The sequence below is a fragment of the Falsirhodobacter algicola genome (assembly GCF_018279165.1).
Lineage (GTDB): Bacteria > Pseudomonadota > Alphaproteobacteria > Rhodobacterales > Rhodobacteraceae > Falsirhodobacter > Falsirhodobacter algicola.
Window position 1 is genome coordinate 1,236,682 of record NZ_CP047289.1, and the last position, 17,511, is coordinate 1,254,192.

A 17,511-nucleotide genomic window follows, 5' to 3' on the forward strand; every position below is an offset into this window, starting at 1 on the left:
CGGGGTTTGCGATCCGGCCGAAGTCGCCGTATCGTCAGGGGATCGCTGCCGGAGGCCAGATGCCCAAGATGTTTTCCATGTGCCGATCCGCGCTGATCGGCGGGCTTGTCTGGCCCCTTGCCGGGCTGGCGCAGGATCCCGGTGCCTATCTTGCGGCGCGGGTCGCCGCCGAGGATGGCAACCATCCCGCCGCCGCCGTCTGGTTCGAACGCGCCCTGCAGGCCGATGCGAACAATCCCGATCTTCTCGAAGGCGCGATCATCGGCAACATCGCCGCGGGCAATTTCGACAAGGCCGAGGCCGCCGCCCAGACGATGGGCGCGCTCGGCCTCAATGGGCAGCCGATGTATGTCGCGCTGCTGGTGGCGCAGGTGAAGGCCGGCGATTGGGATGCCGTCAGCAAGGCCGGGGTCGATCTGCCTTCGGTCGGTGCGCTGTTGCAGCAGTTGGTCCTGTCCTGGGCGGAACTGGGGCGCGGCAATGCGCAGGGCGCTCTGGAGGGGTTCGGCACCGTGGCCCGCACGCAGGGGCTAGAGGCGTTCGGCCGCTATCACATGGCGCTGGCCCGCGCCGCCGTCGGCGATATGGAGGGGGCGGAGGCGATCTTTGCCGATACCGACCATCCGCTGGCGCTGACACGGCGCGGCGTCCTCGCCCATGTGGAAATCCTCTCGCAGCTCGATCGCAAGGACGAGGCGCTGGCCCTTCTGCGTCAGAGCTTCGCCCCCACCGATCCCACCGTCACCACCCTGTCGGCGGCACTGGAGGCAGGCGAAACCCTGCCATGGGACATCGCGCGCAACCCGCAGGACGGCGTGGCCGAGGTGTTCTACACCATCGCCGCCGCCCTTCAGGGCGAGGCGGGCGATACCTTCACCCTCCTCTATGGCCGTGTCGCCACCGAACTGCGCCCCGATCACGCCGAGGCGCAGATGCTGGTCGGCGGGCTTCTGTCCCAGCAGGGGCAGCCGGACCTCGCGCTGGCCGCGCTGGATGCCGTGCCGGAGACGGACCCCCTGTGGGAAGCCGCCCGCATCGCGCGGGGCGACGCGCTCTTTGCCGCGGATCGCGACGAGGAGGCCGTGGCCGTGCTCGCCGATCTGGCGAAGGCGCGGCCCGACGCCCTTGGCCCGCAGGTCGCCTATGCCGACGCGCTGCGCCGCACCGAGGATTACGACGCCGCCCTGCCCGCCTATGACCGGGCGATCGCCATCATCGGCGTGCCGGCCGCCGAATACTGGCCCGTGCTCTTCAGCCGGGGCATGGTGCATGAACGCCTCGGGCAAGATGAAGAGGCCGAGCGCGACATGCGCGGCGCGTTGGAGTTGCAGCCGGGCCAGCCGGATGTGCTGAACTATCTCGGCTATTCACTGGTGGAACAGGGGCGCGAACTCGACGAGGCGCTCGGCATGATCCGCGACGCCGTGGAGGCACGCCCCGATTCCGCCGCCATTCAGGACAGCCTCGCTTGGGCGCTGTTCCGCCTTGGCCGCTTCGACGAGGCCGTGGCCCCGATCGAGACGGCGATACTCGCCGAGCCGACCGATCCGATCCTGACCGACCACCTCGGCGACATCTACTGGGCCGTCGGTCGCCGCAGCGAGGCGCGGTTCCAGTGGCGCCGCGCCCTGACCTTCAACCCCGAACCCGGCGAGGTGGAGCGCATCCAGAGCAAGCTGGAAAACGGGCTCGATCATGTGCTGATCGAAGAGGGCGAAGATGATTTCGCCGCGCTTCTTGCCGCCCACGGCCATGACGCGCATTGAGGCGCTGGCGCGCGCCAAGATCAACCTGACGCTGCACGTCACCGGGCGGCGCGAGGATGGGTATCATCTTCTCGACAGCCTCGTGGTGTTTGCAGGGATCGGGGATACGCTGTCGGGCACCGAAGCGGAGGATCTGACCCTCTCCGTCAGCGGCCCCGAGGCCGAGGCCCTGCGCGACGAGCCCGACAATCTGGTGCTGCGCGCCGCCCGCCTGATGGGCGGACGGGCATCGCTGCGGCTGGAAAAGGTGCTGCCCGTCGCCTCGGGCATCGGCGGCGGATCGGCGGATGCGGCGGCGGCGCTGAAGGTGATGGCCGGGCTGACCGGACGCTCGCTTCCCCGGCCGGAGGATGTGGTGGCCCTTGGCGCCGATGTCCCCGTCTGCCTGAACGCGCAGGCGGTGCGGATGTCGGGCATCGGAGAGCGGCTTTATCCGGTGCTGATGCCGAAGGCGTGGCTGGTGCTGGCGAACCCGCGGGTTCCCGTGCCGACGGGGCAGGTTTTCGCGCGGCTTGGCGGGTTCGGCGCGCCGATGCCGGACATTCCGGTGTTCCCCACGGTGATCGAACTGGCCCGCTGGCTGCGCGGCATGCGCAACGATCTCGAGGAACCCGCCCGGCAGGTCGCGCCGATCATCGGCACGGTGCGGGATGCGCTCGATGCGCTGCCCGGCTGCCTTATGGCGCGGATGTCGGGATCGGGGGCCACCTGTTTCGGCCTATTCTCCACCGAGGCCGAGGCCCGGGCCGGGGCCGCGCGCCTGCCCGCCGCATGGTGGACCGCCGCCGCCCCGTTGGAGGCCTGACCCCTTAGCGGATGCGGGCTACCACGTAATCGGCCAGATCCACCAGCATGTCGCGCAGATCATGCGCCGGCAGCGGATCGAGGGCGGATTTCGCCCGCTCGGCCCAAGCGATGGCATCGGCGCGCGCCGCCTCCATCGCGCCGTGACGGGCAAGGATCTCCTGCGCGCGGGACAGATCGCCCTCGGCCTGATCGCCCTCGGCGATGGTGCGCTGCCAGAAGGCCGTTTCGTCGGCATCGGCCAAGGCCACCGCCTTGATCACCGGCAGCGTCAGCTTGCGCTCGCGGAAATCGTCGCCGGTGTTCTTGCCGATGGTTTCGGCGACGCCGCCGTAATCCAGTAGATCGTCCACGATCTGGAACGCGATGCCCAGCGCATCGCCATAATCGCGCAGCCCCGCGACCTGCGCCGGGGTGGCGTCCGCGATCATGCCGCCGACTTCGGCCGCAGCGGCGAACAGCGCCGCCGTCTTGCCGCGCACCACCTGAAGATAGATCTCTTCGGTCGTCGCCAGATCCTGCGCAGCGGTCAGTTGCAGCACCTCACCTTCGGCGATCGTCGCCGAGGCGTTGCACAGCACGTCGAGCACATCCATCCGCCCCGGTTCGACCATCAGCTGGAAGGACCGCGCAAACAGATAATCCCCCACCAGCACCGAGGATTTGTTGTCCCACAGAAGGTTGGCCGTCGGGCGGCCCCGGCGCTGCGCGCTTTCGTCCACCACGTCGTCGTGCAGGAGGGTGGCCGTGTGAATGAACTCCACCGTGGCGGCGAGGTGGACGTGGAACGGGCCGTCATAGCCGCACATCCGCGCCGCCGCGAGCACCAGCATGGGGCGCAGACGTTTGCCCCCCGCCTCCACCAGATGGGCGGTCACTTCCGGGATGCGGGGTGCGTGCCGAGAGGCCATCCGATCCCGGATCAGGACGTTCACCCGGTCCATGTCCGGGGCAAGCCACGCCCCCAGCCGGTCATGCGGCTTCTGCGAAACGTCGTCCACGTCAATCCCCGATCCTCGACAAACCGATGTCTGCCGCATATCCTTTTGGCATGAAAGAGCTTCTGCGCACCACCGACCCAACCGAGATCGCCTTCGCACAGGCGCTGCTTCACGGCGAGGGTATAGACGTGTTTGTCATGGACGTCCACATGAGCATCCTTGACGGCGGCATCGGCGCCCTGCCCCGGCGGATGATGGTGCATCAGGACGATCACGAACGTGCGGTCCGCATTCTGGCGGACAACGACATCGGGACATGATCACCGAGGACGGCTTTCTGGGGGGCCGGCTGCGCATCCGGCAGCCGGGGGCGGGATATCGCGCCGCAACGGACCCGGTGTTCCTTGCCGCTGCCGTGCCCGCCACCGCAGGACAGCGCGTGCTGGAAATGGGCTGCGGCGTCGGTGTCGCGGCGCTGTGCCTTGCCGCGCGGACGGGCGCGGCCGTCACGGGGGTGGAGGTGCAGCCCGCCTATGCCGAACTCGCCCGCGGGAATGCGGCGCTGAACGGCCTGCCGTTGACCGTGATCGAAGGGGACATCGCCGCCCTGCGCCTGACGGACGATTTCGACCATGTCATGGCCAACCCGCCCTATTACACGGGCGGCACCCCCGCCCGCGATCCGGGCCGCGACAAGGCCCTGCGCGAAGATCTGCCGCTGGGCCGCTGGATCGCGATCATGGCGCGGCGGCTGCGTCCGGGGGGCACGATGACGCTGATCTTCGGGGCGGCGCGCCTGCCCGATGCGCTGCGCGATTGGCCGGCGGCCCTCGGCTCCATCACCGTTCTGCCCTTGGCCGCGCGCGCGGGGCGCGCCCCCAAGCGTCTGATCCTGCAGGCCCGCAAAGGCGGGCGCGGGGATTTCGTCATGACCGCCCCGGCCATCCTGCACGAAGGCCCGCATCACGCGGGCGATCACGACGACGCCACCGCCCTTGCCCGATCCATCCTGCGCGAGGGCGGCGGCTTTCCGCAGCCCCTGTCGGCCGGTCCCTGCCCGCCCTTCGCCACCCCCTGAAAGAAATGCGTGACACGACTCGCAGAGCGTGTTGCAATTCCTTCATACGCAATCACTCAGGAGGTCGTCATGTCCGTCGCTTCGCATCTGCAAGAACTGCGCCGCAAACACGATTCGCTCTCGAACACCGTACTGTGGGAACAGCGCCAGCCCGCAACCGACACGTTGAAGATTGCCACCCTCAAACGACAGAAACTCCGCCTGAAGGAGGAGATCAACCGGCTGTCCCGGATCTGAATTCACAGCGCACAGGCGCCGCATCGGCGCCTGTCATCCTGTCATGCGCAGGCTTTCCTTGTCCCAGTCCACACGGGTGGACGGGGCACCGAACAGATAGCCCTGAAGACAGTCGACGCCGATCCCGCGCAGGAACTCCGCCTCGGCCACCGTCTCCACCGATTCCGCCACCACGACCATCTCGAAATGCCGCCCGATGGAGGCGAGCGCCTGCGTCAGCACCTGATTGTCGCGGCTGCGATCGATGCCGCGAATGAACTGGCCGTCGATCTTCACCATGTCGAAGAAGAAATCCTTGAAATAGCGGAAGGCGGTGAAGCCCGCGCCGAAATCGTCCAGCGCAAAGGCGATGCCGTGCTGCTGCAGATCGTCCATGAACGAGGCCACCAGTTCCGGCACCAGCATGGCCGAGCTTTCGGTGATCTCGAGGATCAACCGCTCGGCGATGGTCACGTCGCGCTTCAGGCCCCGGTGCAGCGCGCGCAGCCACGGCCCATACCCGATGGAGCGTGCGGACATGTTCACCGCCAGCCGCAGCGTCGGCACCCGCGCCAGCGCGGTCAGGCCCATCTCCAAAGCCGCCACGTCGATCCGGCGGCCCAGTTCCTGCGTCTCCACCACGTCCATGAAATCGGCGGCGGGGATCACCCGCCCCGTCGTGTCCATCACCCGAATCAACGCCTCGTGAAAGGCGACGCGGTCCGTATCCGCCGCCGAGACGACCGGCTGGAACGCCAGCTTCAGCCGCTGCTGGTCCAGCGCCTGCGACACCATGTCCAGGGTCCGACGGTCGTTCGCGTCGACGGCAACGCCCAGCGGCGTCCCCTCGATGCCATGCTTGCGAGGTTTATCCGGCATTCCATCCTCCGACTCTCTGGATGGACAGCATGCGCCGGGCTGCGTAAACAACTCCTGAAGATCCACCGCGGATATGAAGGCTGGGCCACGCCATGGACGGGCATCGCTGCGGCTGGTGCGGGACCGATCCGCTCTATGTCGCCTATCATGATACCGAATGGGGCCGCCCCGAAACCGATTCGCGCGCCCTGTGGGAAAAGCTGATCCTCGACGGGTTTCAGGCGGGGCTGTCATGGATCACGATCCTGCGGCGGCGCGAGGGATTCCGCGCGGCGTTCCACGGCTTCGATCCGGCCGTCATCGCCGAATGGGGCGAGGCCGATGTGCAGCGCCTTCTGGCCGATCCCCGCATCATCCGCCATCGCGGCAAGATCGAGGCGACGATCCTGAACGCCCGCGCCTATGCCGCCATTCCCGATTTCTCGGCCTATCTGTGGGATCATGTGGGGGGCAGCCCGCTGGTGAACGCCCCCGCAGGCGCGGCGGACATCCCCGCCTTCACCCCGCTGTCGGAGCGCATCTCCAAGGATCTGCGCAAACGCGGCTTTCGGTTTTGCGGGCCGACCATCACCTATGCCTTCCTGCAGGCGACGGGGCTGGTGAACGATCACATCCTCGGATGCCCCGCCCGCGCGGCCTGCCTCCTAGCGGGAGAGCGCATCCAGAACGGCAAGCGCATCGGGTGAATCCCATTCGGCATCGCCGGTCAGGCGGGCGACGATCTGCCCCTCGGGGTTCACCAGCAGCGTCACCGGCAGGCCCATGACGCCGACGCTGCGCGCCAGCGTCTGCCCCGGATCGCGCAGCGCGGTCAGGTGGGTGATGCCCTCCTCCTTGAAGAATTGCCGCAGCTTGGGCACCGGGTTGCGCCCCGTCGCCACCGCCACCACCGACAGATCGGGGCGCGCGGCCTGCAACCGATCGAGCGAGGGCATCTCGTGCCGGCAGGGCGGGCACCATGTCGCCCAGAAGTTCAGCACCGTCCACTGGCCGGTCGGAAGCGCGGCGGGCGCATCGTCCAGCGTCAGCAGATCGGCCTTCGGCAGCGGGGCCTCGTCGAAGGCCAGCTTGCGCATGTCGCCCGCCTGAACGGCCTTCGCCGCCGTCACATCGGCCATCGCCGCATTTGCGCCAAGCGCCAAGGCGGTATAGACGACACACAGAACTCGCAGCATCAGATCCTCCGAAGGCTTCACCATGACCGCATCCGACAAGACCACCGCCAACGCCATGTGGGGCGGACGTTTCGCCGCCGGTCCGGACGCGATCATGACGGCGATCAACGCCTCGATCGGGTTCGACAAGCGGATGGCGGCACAGGACATCGCCGGATCGCGGGCCCATGCGGCCATGCTGGCCGCCCAAGGCATCATCACGGATAACGACGCCGAAGCCATCGGCCAAGGTCTCCTCACGGTGTTGTCAGAGATCGAGGCCGGTACCTTCCCCTTCCGGGTGGAGCTGGAGGACATCCACATGAACGTGGAGGCCCGCCTGAAGGAGATCATCGGCGAACCCGCAGGCCGCCTGCACACCGCCCGCAGCCGCAACGATCAGGTCGCCGTGGATTTCCGCATGTGGGTGCGCGATCAATGCGACGCGGCGATCGACGGCCTTCGGACGCTGATCCGCGCCTTCGTGGCTCAGGCCGAGGCCGGGGCCGATTGGGTGATGCCCGGCTTCACCCATCTTCAGACCGCGCAGCCCGTGACATGGGGGCATCACATGCTCGCCTATGCCGAGATGCTGGGGCGCGATCTGTCGCGCTTCCGAGACGCGCGGGCGCGGATGAACGAATGCCCGCTGGGCGCGGCGGCTCTGGCCGGCACCAGCTTCCCCATCGACCGTCATGCCACGGCGGCCGCGCTCGGCTTCGACCGGCCGACGGCCAACAGCCTCGATTCGACCGCCGACCGCGATTTCGCGTTGGAGTTCCTCTCTGCCTCGTCGATCTGCGCGATGCACCTGTCGCGCTTTGCCGAAGAGCTGGTGATCTGGTCCTCGGCGCAGTTCCGCTTCGTGCGCCTGTCCGACCGCTGGACGACCGGCAGCTCGATCATGCCGCAGAAGAAGAACCCCGACGCCGCCGAACTGCTGCGCGCCAAGGTCGCCCGCATCATGGGCGCGACGGTTGCGCTCTTCACCGTGATGAAGGGCCTGCCGCTGACCTATTCCAAGGACATGCAGGAGGACAAGGAGCAGGTCTTCGACGCCGCCGACACCCTGATGCTGTGCCTTGCCGCGATGACCGGCATGGTCGAGGATATGCAGGCCAACACCGAAGAGCTGCGCCGCGCCGCCGCGTCCGGCTTCTCCACCGCCACCGACCTTGCCGATTGGCTGGTACGCGAACTGGGCCTGCCCTTCCGCGATGCCCACCACGTCACCGGCACCTTGGTCGCGCTGGCCGAGGGCAAGGGCTGCGATCTGCCGGACCTGTCGCTTGCGGATATGCAGGGCGTCCATGCCGGCATCCGCGCCGATGTGTTCGATGTTCTGGGCGTGGACAATTCCGTCCGCTCGCGGCAATCCTACGGGGGAACGGCGCCGGATCAGGTCCGCGCGCAGATCGCCCGCTGGAAGGACCTCCTCGGATGAAGCATCTCGCCATTCTCGCCCTGCTGCTGCTGACCGCCTGCGGTCCGGGGCCCGGCCCCCATATCGGGGCGGGCATCGGCATCGGTCCGGGCGGGGTGAACGTCTCCCCTTCGATCGGCGGGCGCATCGGCGATGCCCGCGTCGTGGTACGGGGCTGATCGGCGATGTCCCACCCCCTTCTCATGGCCTGCATTCTGGCCTTCGCAACCCTGATGGCCCTGTCGGGCTGCGGCGTCGACGGCCAGCCCGTGGCGCCCGACGGCACCGACGTCTTCCCGGCCGACACCCAACCCGAGATCAACCGCTAGATGGATCACTTTCTCTACCGCTCCGGCACGCTGCATGCCGAGGATGTGGCGCTGTCGGACATCGCCCGCGTCGTCGGCACGCCGTTCTATTGCTATTCGACCGCCACGCTGACCCGTCATTACCAGCTGTTCACCGAAGCGCTGTCGCCGATGCCGCATCTGGTGTGCTTTGCGATCAAGTCGCTGTCGAACGTCGCCGTGCTCAAGACGCTGGGGCAGCTTGGCGCGGGCATGGACGTGGTTTCGGCCGGGGAATATCTGCGCGCCAAGGCCGCCGGCGTGCCGGGCGACCGCATCGTGTTTTCCGGCGTCGGCAAGACGCGCGAGGAGATGCGCCTCGCCCTCGAGGGCGGCATCCGTCAGTTCAACGTCGAGAGCGAGCCCGAGATGCGCGCCCTCTCCGAGGTGGCGACCGCGATGGGCACCCGTGCGCCCATCGCGATCCGCGTGAACCCGGACGTGGATGCCCGCACCCACGAGAAGATCGCCACCGGCAAGTCCGAGAACAAGTTCGGCATCCCGATCGCCCGCGCCTCGGCGGTCTATGCCGAAGCCGCCCGCCTTCCGGGGCTGGAGGTGATGGGCATCGACGTGCATATCGGCAGCCAACTGACCGAGCTGGAGCCGTTCGAGCAGGCCTATCTGAAGGTCGCCGATCTGACGCGCCGCCTGCGCGCCGAGGGCCACGACATCCGCCGTCTGGATCTGGGCGGCGGGCTCGGCATCCCCTACAGCCGCAGCAACGAGGCCCCGCCCTTGCCCACCGATTACGGCGCGCTCATCAAGCGCACGGTCGGCGATCTGGGCTGCGAGATCGAGATCGAGCCGGGCCGCCTGATCGCGGGTAATTCCGGCGTGCTCGTCAGCCGCGTCATCTACGTCAAGAACGGCGAGGACCGGGATTTCCTGATCCTCGACGCGGCGATGAACGACCTCGTGCGCCCGTCCATGTACGGCGCGCATCACGACATCGTCGCCGTGGAGGAACCCGCCCCGGGGGCCGAACCGCGCCCCTACGACGTGGTCGGCCCGGTCTGCGAGACGGGCGATACCTTCGCCAAGGGCCGCGCCCTTCCCGATCTGGCGGAGAATGACCTCGTCGCCTTCCGCTCCGCCGGGGCCTATGGCGCGGTGATGGCGTCCGAGTACAACACCCGGCCCCTCGTCCCCGAGGTTCTGGTGCATGGCGATCACTATGCCGTCATTCGGGCGCGTCCGACGTTTGACGAAATCGTGTCGCGAGATACCATACCGGAGTGGCTGTAACCTCGCGGCCGCGACAGGCAGGTGGGATGTCCGACATTGACGCGACCCTGCGCCGGCTGCGGTGGCCCCTAAGGCTCACTTGGGCGGGCCTCTGGGCCGAACGGCTCGCGCGGTCCTTCTGGCCGCTGTCTTCGATTGCGATCATCACGGTGGCGATCCTTGCCTTCGGGGTGCAGGACAGCCTGCCGCTGGAGGTGGTCTGGACATGGATGGTCACGGTCGTCCTTGGCGGGCTGGCGACGATCGTCTGGGGTCTGCGCCGCTTTCGCATCCCCCGGCGGACCGACGCGGTGGAGCGGCTCGACGCCTCCCTGCCCGACCGCCCCCTTGCCGCGCTGGCCGATACGCAGGCCGTCGGAACCTCCGATCCCGCCTCCATCGCCGTGTGGGACCGGCATCGCAGCCGCATGGCCGAACGGGCCGGAACGGCGCGCCCCGTGGCTCCGCGCCTCGATCTGCCGCGCCGCGATCCCTTTGCGCTGCGGTATGTCGCGCTGGTGGCCTTGGTGGTTGCGCTGCTGTTCGGCTCGATCTGGCGGGTGGCGACGGTGGCGGGCCTGCCCGGCGCAAGTCAGGCCGCGACCGGCCCCATGTGGGAGGGGTGGATCCAGCCCCCCGCCTATACCAGCAAGCCCTCGCTCTATCTCAACGATCTGAACGGCACGCTGACGGTTCCGGTCGGCAGCCATGTGCATCTGCGCCTGTACGGATCGGTCGGCGATCTGACCGTGCGCGAGACCGTCTCCGCGCGGACCGAGGCGGCGACCGCCTCCGCCATGCAGCAGGATTTCGAACTGCGCCAATCGGGCGTGCTGGCCATTGCCGGGGCGGGCGGGCGCGAATGGCCCGTCACCGTGGTGCCCGACGCGCCGCCCCATATCGGTGTCACCGCCGATCTGGCGCGCGAGCCGACGGGCGAAATGCGCCTGCCGTTCGAGGCGGGGGACGATTACGGCATCACCTCGGGCCAAGTGGAGATCGCGCTGGACCTGCCGGCCGTCGATCGCCGCTACGGCCTTGCCGCCGCGCCCGAAGCGCGCGATCCGGTGCGCCTCGATCTGCCGCTGCCCGTCACCGGGGCGCGGACCGAGTTTTCCGACGTGCTGGTGCAGGATCTGGCGCAGCACCCCTTTGCTAACCTACCCGTCACGATCCGGCTGAGCGCGACCGATGCCGCCGGTCAGACCGGCACGGGCGAGGTCATCCACACCGTGCTGCCCGGTCGCCGCTTCTTCGATCCGCTGGCCTCGGCGCTGATCGAGATGCGGCGCGATCTGCTGTGGACGCGGGACAATGCCGAGCGCGTCGATCAGGTGCTGCGCGCGATCACATGGCGCCCCGAGGGGCTGTTCCGCGACGACAGCACCTTCTTGCGCCTGCGCGCCGTGATGCGCGATCTGGAGGCGAACACCGCCCTGACGGACGACACGCGCGACGCGCTGGCGGCGCAGCTGTGGGACATCGCCGTGCAGATCGAGGATGGCGATCTCGGTTCGGCCTTGGAACGGATGCGCCGCGCGCAGGATCGTCTGTCGCAGGCGATGCGCGATGGCGCCGATCCGTCCGAGATCGAGAGCTTGATGCAGGAACTGCGCGACGCGACCGACGGCTATATCCGCGAACTGGCCGAGGATGCCCGCCGCGATCCGGATAGCCGTCAGGCCAGCGAGGATATGCAGGAACTGTCCGGCGATCAGCTTCAGGGCATGATGGATCAGATCCAGCGCCTGATGGAAGAAGGCCGCATGGCCGATGCGCAGGCCCTGATGGATCAACTGCGCCAGATGATGGACAACCTTCAGGTGGCCGAAGGCGAAGGCGGCGAAGGCAGCCCCGGCCAGCAGGCGATGCAGGATCTGCAGGACACGCTGCGCGATCAGCAGGCCCTGTCGGACGAAGGGTTCGAAGGGATGCAGAACGGCCAGACCGATGGCGACGATCTGGCCGGGCGCCAGCGCGAATTGCGGGATCGGCTGAACGGGATGGACGCGCCGCAGACCACCGAGGAAGGCCAGCCCTTGGACCGTGCCGGCCGCGCGATGGAGGACGCCGAACGCGCCCTGCGGCAGGGTGACATGTCCGGCGCCCTCGACCGGCAGGCCGAGGCGATGGAGGCGCTGCGCGAAGGGATGCGGACCCTCTCGCAATCTTTGGCCGAAGAGCAAAGCCCCGGCGGCGATCAATCGGGCGAGGATGGCCCCGCCGGCAGCCGTCAGGCCGCGCGCGATCCGCTGGGCCGCACGCCCGGCGCTTCGGGCGGCATCGGCACGGACGAGGATCTCCTCAGCCAGCAGGATCTGCGTCAGCGCGCCGAAGACCTCCTCGATGAGATCCGCCGCCGCTCGGGCGAGCAGGAGCGTCCGCGCGAGGAACTGGATTACCTACGCCGCCTGCTCGATTTCTTCTGATCAGCGGTCCAGCGTGTCGTGCAGCCAGCGCCGGCCCTGATCGACCGCGTCGGCATAGCGTTGGATCGGTTCGGCCAGACCCGGAGCCTGCGCCTTGATCTGCGCAGCCCCGGCATAGATGCCCGCCAGAACCGCCAGCGGCAGCAGCGCAAGGAACATCCCCGCCACGAAGCCGCCCTTCTTCGGACGCTCGGCCGCAGGGGGGGCGATGGCGGAACTGCCCTCGGCGCGGCGCTGCGCGGCCTCGCGCTCGGCCTCCTCGCGCAGGAAGGCGCGGAAATCCGTGGGCGCGGCGGCAGGCGGCGCATCCAGCACCAGCCGCGGCTGCGGGCGGTGATGCCAGCCATGGCCGCAGGCCGAACACTGCACATCGCGCCCCGCCTCGGGGATGGCCGCGTCCTCGATCTCGTACTCGGCCGCGCAGGTGGGGCACCGCAGACGCATCCGCTCTCTCCTCAGGTTTCGGGTGTTGTAGCAACGCGCGCGATGCTATCCAAGCCTTCGACATTGCAAGGGGCGGTCCTTCGGGGCAAGGATCGGCCGGGAAGATGTGGAGACACCGGTGATTTCGTTCGACAACGTCGCCTATAGCTATGGCGGGGGAAAACTCCTTTCCGACATCAGCCTGTCGCTGCAGCCGGGTTCGTTTCATTTCCTGACCGGCCCGTCGGGCGCGGGCAAGTCCACCTTTCTGAAGCTCTGCTATGGCGAGCTGCTGGCGACCGAGGGCACCGTCAAGGTTCTGAGCCGCGATCTGCAAGGCGTGTCGCGCGATGCGCTGGCGCGAATCCGGCGGCGCATCGGCGTCATGCAACAAGATTGCCAGTTCCTCGATCATCTGTCGGTCGCCTCCAACGTCACCCTGCCGCTCAGCGTGACGGGGCGCGAAGTTCCGGTGCAGGATCTGTCGGACCTGCTGCACTGGGTCGGCATGGCGCGTCTGGCGCGGGCCTATCCGCCGCAACTCTCGGGCGGGGAACGCCAGCGCACCGCCCTTGCGCGCGCCGTGATCGGATCGCCCGACATCCTTCTGGCCGATGAGCCGACGGGCAACCTCGATTGGGAGATGTCGCTGCGGCTTCTGACGCTGCTGGTGGAGCTGAACCGGATGGGCACGACGATCCTGATCGCCACCCACGATCTGAACCTGATCCGCAGCGCCAAGGCGCAATTGGCCGCGCGCGTGCTGCGCATCCGTGGCGGCACCATCGAACTGGCGGGGGCCGAACTGTGATGACGCGTCTTCTGTCCCTTCTGGCGGCTTTCCTGCACGGGTTGCGGCAGGCCGTGATGGATCTGACGCGCCCCGATCCGGGGGCCGAGCGTCTGGTCCCGCCCACCGGCACCGGGGTGTGGCTGACGGTCTTTGCCGCAGGGTCCATGGGGTTCCTGTCGGTCTTTGCGCTGTCGCTATCGCTATCGGCGGGGCATCTGGCGGATCGCTGGGCCGACGCGCTGGCCCGCACCTCCACCATCCGCATCGACGCCACCGGCGAGGATGGCCGGCAGCAGACCGACGCCGTGCTCCGCCTTCTGGAGACGACCCCCGGCATCGCCAGCGCCCGCGCCATGAGCGACGAGGAAGAGCGCGCCCTGCTGGCCCCGTGGTTCGGAAACGACCTGCCGCTGGACACCCTGCCCATCCCGCAACTCGTGGAAGTGACCGAAGAGGGCAACGGCTACGATTCCGAAGGCCTGCGCCAACGCCTCGCGGCCGAAGCGCCGGGCGCCGTCCTCGACGATCATGCTCGCTGGCGTCAGCCCTTGGCTGCGGCCGCGCTGCGTCTGCGCCTTCTGGGCTGGGCGGCGCTGACGCTGATCCTCGGGACGACGGGGGTCATCATCACGCTGGCCGCGAACGCCTCGCTCGCCTCCAATGCGCAGGTGCTGCGGGTGCTGCGCCAGATCGGCGCGCAGGACGGCTACATCGCCCGCGCCTTCGTGCGCCGCTTTACGCTGCGCACGCTGTTCGGATCGACGGCGGGGATCGCTACGGGGCTGGTGGTGCTGCTCCTCATCCCCTCGCAGACCGGCAGCGGAGAGTTCCTGACCGGCCTCGGCCTGTCGGGCGGGGACTGGCTGCTGCCATGGCTGGTGCCGGTGATCGCGGCGGCGGTGGCCTTCACCGCGACCCGCGTCGCTGCCTTCCGCACGCTGAACGGGCTGCCATGATGCTCCGCTCGATCCTCTTTGGCGCGCAGATGTATGTCGCGATGGGGGTGATGGGGCTGATCGGCCTGCCGCTGGCGCTGACCCGGCCCGATGGGGCGCTGCGGGTCTGCAAGGCCTATTGCCGCTGGGTGCTGTGGACGGCCCGCGCGCTGCTGGGTCTGGAGGGGCGGATCCTTGGCGAGGTGCCGACGGGGCCGGTCCTCGTCGCGGCCAAGCATCAGTCGTTCCTCGATGTGATCCTGCTGTTCCACGCCCTGCCCCAGCCCCGCTTCATCATGAAGTCGGATCTTGCGCGCCTGCCGCTCTTTGGTTGGTACACTCGGCGGCTGGGCTGCATTCCCGTCAGCCGGGGCGGCGGCGCGGAGGCCGTGGCCCGTCTGCTGGATGCGGCGGGCGGCGAGGGGCAGATCGTGATCTATCCGCAGGGCACCCGCGTTCCGGTGGGGGATATCGCGCCCTACAAATACGGCGTTGCGGCGCTCTATGCCCATCTGGGCCGGCCCTGCGTTCCGGCGGCGACGAATGCGGGCCGTGTCTGGCCGCGCGGGGTGCGCCGACATGCGGGCGTGGCGGTGATGGAGTTCCTTCCCCCCATCGCCCCCGGCCTTGCGGCCGAGGATGTGCTTCAGCTTTTGGAACGCCGGATCGAAGCCGCGTCGAACCGTCTGGCTTAGGCCGCGAGGCTCTTGCTGCCCATGGCGAGGAACTTGCGGCGGCGATCGTCGATCAGCGCCTTGGCATCCATGCCGGAGAGGTCCTTCAGCATGTTGGCGATGGCCTTGCCGACCGCTTCGATCGTCTCGGTGCGGCTGCGTTGCGCGCCGCCCAGCGGTTCCTGAATGATCCGGTCGATCACGCCCAGCTTTTGCAGATCCTGCGCGGTCAGGCGCAGGGCGTCGGCGGCTTCGCGCATCTTCTCGGCATCCTTCCACAGGATGGAGGCGCAGCCCTCCGGCGAGATCACCGAATAGACCGAATGTTCCAGCATCGCCACGCGGTTCGCGGCGGCAAAGGCCACGGCGCCGCCGGACCCACCCTCGCCGATGACGGTAGCCAGCACGGGCACGCCGATCTCGAGGCATTTCTGGGTGGAGCGGGCGATCGCTTCGGACTGGCCGCGTTCCTCGGCGCCCTTGCCCGGATAGGCGCCGGGCGTGTCGATCAGCGTGATGACCGGCAGGCCGAAGCGGTGCGCCATGTCCATCAGGCGGATCGCCTTGCGATAGCCTTCGGGGCGGGCCATGCCGAAGTTCCGTTCGATCCGCGACTTGGTGTCATGGCCCTTTTCATGGCCGATCACCACGACGGGCTTGTCGCCGAAACGGGCAAGGCCGCCCATGACGGCGTGATCGTCGGCGAAGTTCCGGTCCCCCGCCAGCGGCGTGTATTCGGTGAACAACGCCTCGATGTAATCCGAGCAGTGCGGACGATCCGGGTGGCGTGCCACCTGCGTCTTCTGCCAAGCGGTCAGACCCTTGTAGAGGTCGCGCAGCATCCCTTCGGCCTTGCGGTCGAGAGCGGCGGCCTCCTTCTCCATGTCCATCGCTTCGTTCTGGCGCGCAAGTGCCCGAAGTTCTTCGGCCTTGCCCTCGATCTCGGCAAGCGGCTTTTCGAATTCCAGATACTGCATGGCCCTCGGTCCCTGATGGTGCTTTCGGCTATATGCCCGGCCCGCGCGCGTGATGCAACAGCAAGGCCCGCAACAGGCAACGCCCCGAGGCTTCCCCCGAGGCGCGCCATCCTCCCCTTGTGGCCATCGCAGCCTCCCCGCAGCGATGACCGGGTATTCTTTCTGCCGTTCGTTTGATCGGCCGTGAGGAGAGAATGATCGCGCATCGGGCATCCTGTCAACAATTCTTTACGCGCATGTCATATAAATTCCGCATAGCCGTATCTTGCGCCCGATGCGGTCCCTGCCGCAGGATGTTGCACGGTAATGCATCAAGGCCGAAGGTTCTTCGAAAACGTGCCATCACGGGCGATCACATCAAGAAGATTCGCCGGGATATCTGACGTAAGGTAACGTGACCTGCGGCTCAAAGGAGAGATCCATGATCGACACCCCGTACCTTCTGTTTCTCGGCGATGCCCCCGACCCGCTGGCCGCCAAGGTGGCGCAGGGCATCAAGGACTGGCGCCCCGAATTCGCCAAGGGGCAGCTGCGGATGGATGGGTGCAAGGCCGATATGGGCCTGACCGACATGACCGTGGACGAGGCCCTTGCCGCCGGCGTCAAGACGCTGGTCATCGGGGTTGCGAACCGCGGCGGGATCATCAGCCCGGCATGGAAGGCCGTGCTGGTGGAGGCACTCGAAAAGGGCCTCGACATCGCATCGGGGCTGCACAACCTCTTGCGCGACGAACCCGAACTGGTTGCCGCCGCCGCCGCCCATGGCCGCACGCTGCATGATGTGCGCGTTCCTTCGGTTCAGTATCCGATCGCGAACGGCGTGAAGCGCAGCGGCAAGCGGATGCTGGCGGTCGGGACCGATTGCTCCATCGGCAAGATGTACACTGCCCTCTGCGTCGAAAAGGAAATGCGCGCCCGCGGCATGAAGGCCGATTTCCGCGCCACCGGGCAGACCGGCATCCTGATCACCGGCGGCGGCGTGCCGCTGGATGCGGTGATCGCCGATTTCATGGCCGGGTCGATCGAATATCTGACGCCGGACAACGACGCCGACCACTGGGACCTGATCGAGGGTCAGGGCTCGCTGTTCCACGTCTCCTATTCGGGGGTGACGCTGGCACTGATCCATGGCGGCCAGCCCGACGCGCTGGTGATCTGCCACGAGCCGACGCGCGATCACATGCGCGGCCTGCCCGGATACAGCCTGCCGAGCCTCGAGGCCGTGCGCGACATGGCGCTGGCGCTGGCGCGCGTTGCCAATCCCGCCTGCACCGTGGCCGGTTATTCGATCAACACCCAGCACATGGCCGAGGATGAGGCGAAAGCCTACCTCGCCAAGGTCGAGGCCGATCTGGGCCTGCCCGCGACCGACCCCTTCCGCTTCGGGGCCGGCAAGCTGGTCGATGCGCTGGACGCGATCTGAAACCAAGGGGGGCCGCTGCGCC

The 17,511-nt window shown here is 68.1% G+C and carries 20 protein-coding genes; 15 read left to right on the top strand and 5 right to left on the bottom strand.

Going from position 1 to position 17,511, the window contains the following annotated elements:
- Window positions 1–59: 59 nt before the first annotated feature.
- Complete coding sequence (locus tag GR316_RS06235; protein WP_211783109.1) at window positions 60–1,766, top strand: tetratricopeptide repeat protein; 1,707 nt, start codon at window positions 60–62, stop codon at window positions 1,764–1,766.
- Entirely contained in the window at window positions 1,753–2,571 is an 819-nt protein-coding gene (locus GR316_RS06240; protein WP_211783110.1) for a 4-(cytidine 5'-diphospho)-2-C-methyl-D-erythritol kinase, read from the top strand. Before GR316_RS06235 ends, GR316_RS06240 begins: the two co-directional genes overlap by 14 nt.
- Before the next feature lie 4 nt (window positions 2,572–2,575).
- On the opposite strand, the gene GR316_RS06245 is transcribed toward GR316_RS06240, so the two are convergent.
- Window positions 2,576–3,577, bottom strand: a complete 1,002-nt coding sequence (locus GR316_RS06245) for a polyprenyl synthetase family protein (protein ID WP_211785126.1) — start codon at window positions 3,575–3,577, stop codon at window positions 2,576–2,578.
- Between the two features lie 44 nt (window positions 3,578–3,621).
- Between GR316_RS06245 and GR316_RS06250 the strand changes: the two genes are divergently transcribed.
- The 3 genes from GR316_RS06250 to GR316_RS06260 all read left to right on the top strand — a co-directional run bounded on the left by GR316_RS06250 (window position 3,622) and on the right by GR316_RS06260 (window position 4,826).
- Complete coding sequence (locus tag GR316_RS06250) at window positions 3,622–3,831, top strand: putative signal transducing protein (RefSeq protein ID WP_211783111.1); 210 nt, start codon at window positions 3,622–3,624, stop codon at window positions 3,829–3,831.
- Complete coding sequence (locus tag GR316_RS06255) at window positions 3,828–4,589, top strand: tRNA1(Val) (adenine(37)-N6)-methyltransferase (RefSeq protein WP_211783112.1); 762 nt, start codon at window positions 3,828–3,830, stop codon at window positions 4,587–4,589. The genes GR316_RS06250 and GR316_RS06255 overlap by 4 nt, the downstream gene beginning before the upstream one ends.
- Before the next feature lie 69 nt (window positions 4,590–4,658).
- Window positions 4,659–4,826, top strand: coding sequence for a YdcH family protein (locus GR316_RS06260; RefSeq protein WP_211783113.1), 168 nt, complete (start codon window positions 4,659–4,661; stop codon window positions 4,824–4,826).
- Between the two features lie 33 nt (window positions 4,827–4,859).
- Here GR316_RS06260 and GR316_RS06265 read toward each other — a convergent pair whose 3' ends face one another.
- Entirely contained in the window at window positions 4,860–5,684 is an 825-nt protein-coding gene (locus GR316_RS06265; RefSeq protein WP_211783114.1) for an EAL domain-containing protein, read from the bottom strand.
- Between the two features lie 92 nt (window positions 5,685–5,776).
- Between GR316_RS06265 and GR316_RS06270 the strand changes: the two genes are divergently transcribed.
- Window positions 5,777–6,370: a DNA-3-methyladenine glycosylase I gene (locus GR316_RS06270; protein WP_211783115.1), complete on the top strand. Its 594-nt coding sequence runs from the start codon at window positions 5,777–5,779 to the stop codon at window positions 6,368–6,370.
- On the opposite strand, the gene GR316_RS06275 is transcribed toward GR316_RS06270, so the two are convergent.
- The gene (locus GR316_RS06275; protein ID WP_211785127.1) at window positions 6,329–6,859 is read right to left on the bottom strand and encodes a TlpA family protein disulfide reductase; all 531 of its coding nucleotides are present in this window, start codon (window positions 6,857–6,859) and stop codon (window positions 6,329–6,331) included. The genes GR316_RS06270 and GR316_RS06275 overlap by 42 nt on opposite strands.
- A gap of 22 nt (window positions 6,860–6,881) precedes the next feature.
- On the opposite strand from GR316_RS06275, the gene argH reads away from it, so the two are divergent.
- Genes argH through GR316_RS06300 form a run of 5 tightly spaced genes read left to right on the top strand, consistent with a single transcriptional unit; the run spans window position 6,882 to window position 12,264 of the window.
- The gene (argH, locus tag GR316_RS06280) at window positions 6,882–8,282 is read left to right on the top strand and encodes an argininosuccinate lyase (RefSeq protein WP_211783116.1); all 1,401 of its coding nucleotides are present in this window, start codon (window positions 6,882–6,884) and stop codon (window positions 8,280–8,282) included.
- The gene (locus GR316_RS06285) at window positions 8,279–8,440 is read left to right on the top strand and encodes a hypothetical protein (RefSeq protein ID WP_211783117.1); all 162 of its coding nucleotides are present in this window, start codon (window positions 8,279–8,281) and stop codon (window positions 8,438–8,440) included. Before argH ends, GR316_RS06285 begins: the two co-directional genes overlap by 4 nt.
- A gap of 6 nt (window positions 8,441–8,446) precedes the next feature.
- The gene (locus GR316_RS06290) at window positions 8,447–8,590 is read left to right on the top strand and encodes a hypothetical protein (protein ID WP_211783118.1); all 144 of its coding nucleotides are present in this window, start codon (window positions 8,447–8,449) and stop codon (window positions 8,588–8,590) included.
- Window positions 8,591–9,856 (top strand): diaminopimelate decarboxylase, encoded by a 1,266-nt coding sequence (gene lysA, locus GR316_RS06295; protein WP_211783119.1) that lies wholly within the window; start codon window positions 8,591–8,593, stop codon window positions 9,854–9,856.
- A 26-nt stretch (window positions 9,857–9,882) separates the two neighbouring features.
- On the top strand, window positions 9,883–12,264 hold the full coding sequence (locus tag GR316_RS06300; protein WP_211783120.1) for a DUF4175 domain-containing protein: 2,382 nt from the start codon (window positions 9,883–9,885) through the stop codon (window positions 12,262–12,264).
- On the opposite strand, the gene GR316_RS06305 is transcribed toward GR316_RS06300, so the two are convergent.
- On the bottom strand, window positions 12,265–12,708 hold the full coding sequence (locus GR316_RS06305; protein WP_211783121.1) for a zinc-ribbon domain-containing protein: 444 nt from the start codon (window positions 12,706–12,708) through the stop codon (window positions 12,265–12,267). It lies immediately after the preceding gene.
- A 118-nt stretch (window positions 12,709–12,826) separates the two neighbouring features.
- Between GR316_RS06305 and GR316_RS06310 the strand changes: the two genes are divergently transcribed.
- From GR316_RS06310 to GR316_RS06320, 3 genes are read left to right on the top strand one after another with little or no spacing between them, the layout of a single operon-like run.
- Window positions 12,827–13,498 (top strand): cell division ATP-binding protein FtsE, encoded by a 672-nt coding sequence (locus tag GR316_RS06310; protein ID WP_211783122.1) that lies wholly within the window; start codon window positions 12,827–12,829, stop codon window positions 13,496–13,498.
- Window positions 13,498–14,436, top strand: a complete 939-nt coding sequence (locus tag GR316_RS06315; protein ID WP_390625150.1) for a cell division protein FtsX — start codon at window positions 13,498–13,500, stop codon at window positions 14,434–14,436. Before GR316_RS06310 ends, GR316_RS06315 begins: the two co-directional genes overlap by 1 nt.
- On the top strand, window positions 14,433–15,110 hold the full coding sequence (locus GR316_RS06320) for a lysophospholipid acyltransferase family protein (RefSeq protein ID WP_211783123.1): 678 nt from the start codon (window positions 14,433–14,435) through the stop codon (window positions 15,108–15,110). The genes GR316_RS06315 and GR316_RS06320 overlap by 4 nt, the downstream gene beginning before the upstream one ends.
- Here GR316_RS06320 and GR316_RS06325 read toward each other — a convergent pair.
- On the bottom strand, window positions 15,107–16,066 hold the full coding sequence (locus tag GR316_RS06325; protein WP_211783124.1) for an acetyl-CoA carboxylase carboxyltransferase subunit alpha: 960 nt from the start codon (window positions 16,064–16,066) through the stop codon (window positions 15,107–15,109). The two genes, GR316_RS06320 and GR316_RS06325, sit on opposite strands and share 4 nt — an antisense overlap.
- Before the next feature lie 421 nt (window positions 16,067–16,487).
- Between GR316_RS06325 and dgcN the strand changes: the two genes are divergently transcribed.
- Window positions 16,488–17,489 (top strand): N-acetyltransferase DgcN, encoded by a 1,002-nt coding sequence (gene dgcN / locus GR316_RS06330; RefSeq protein WP_211783125.1) that lies wholly within the window; start codon window positions 16,488–16,490, stop codon window positions 17,487–17,489.
- The last annotated feature ends 22 nt before the right edge of the window (window positions 17,490–17,511 follow it).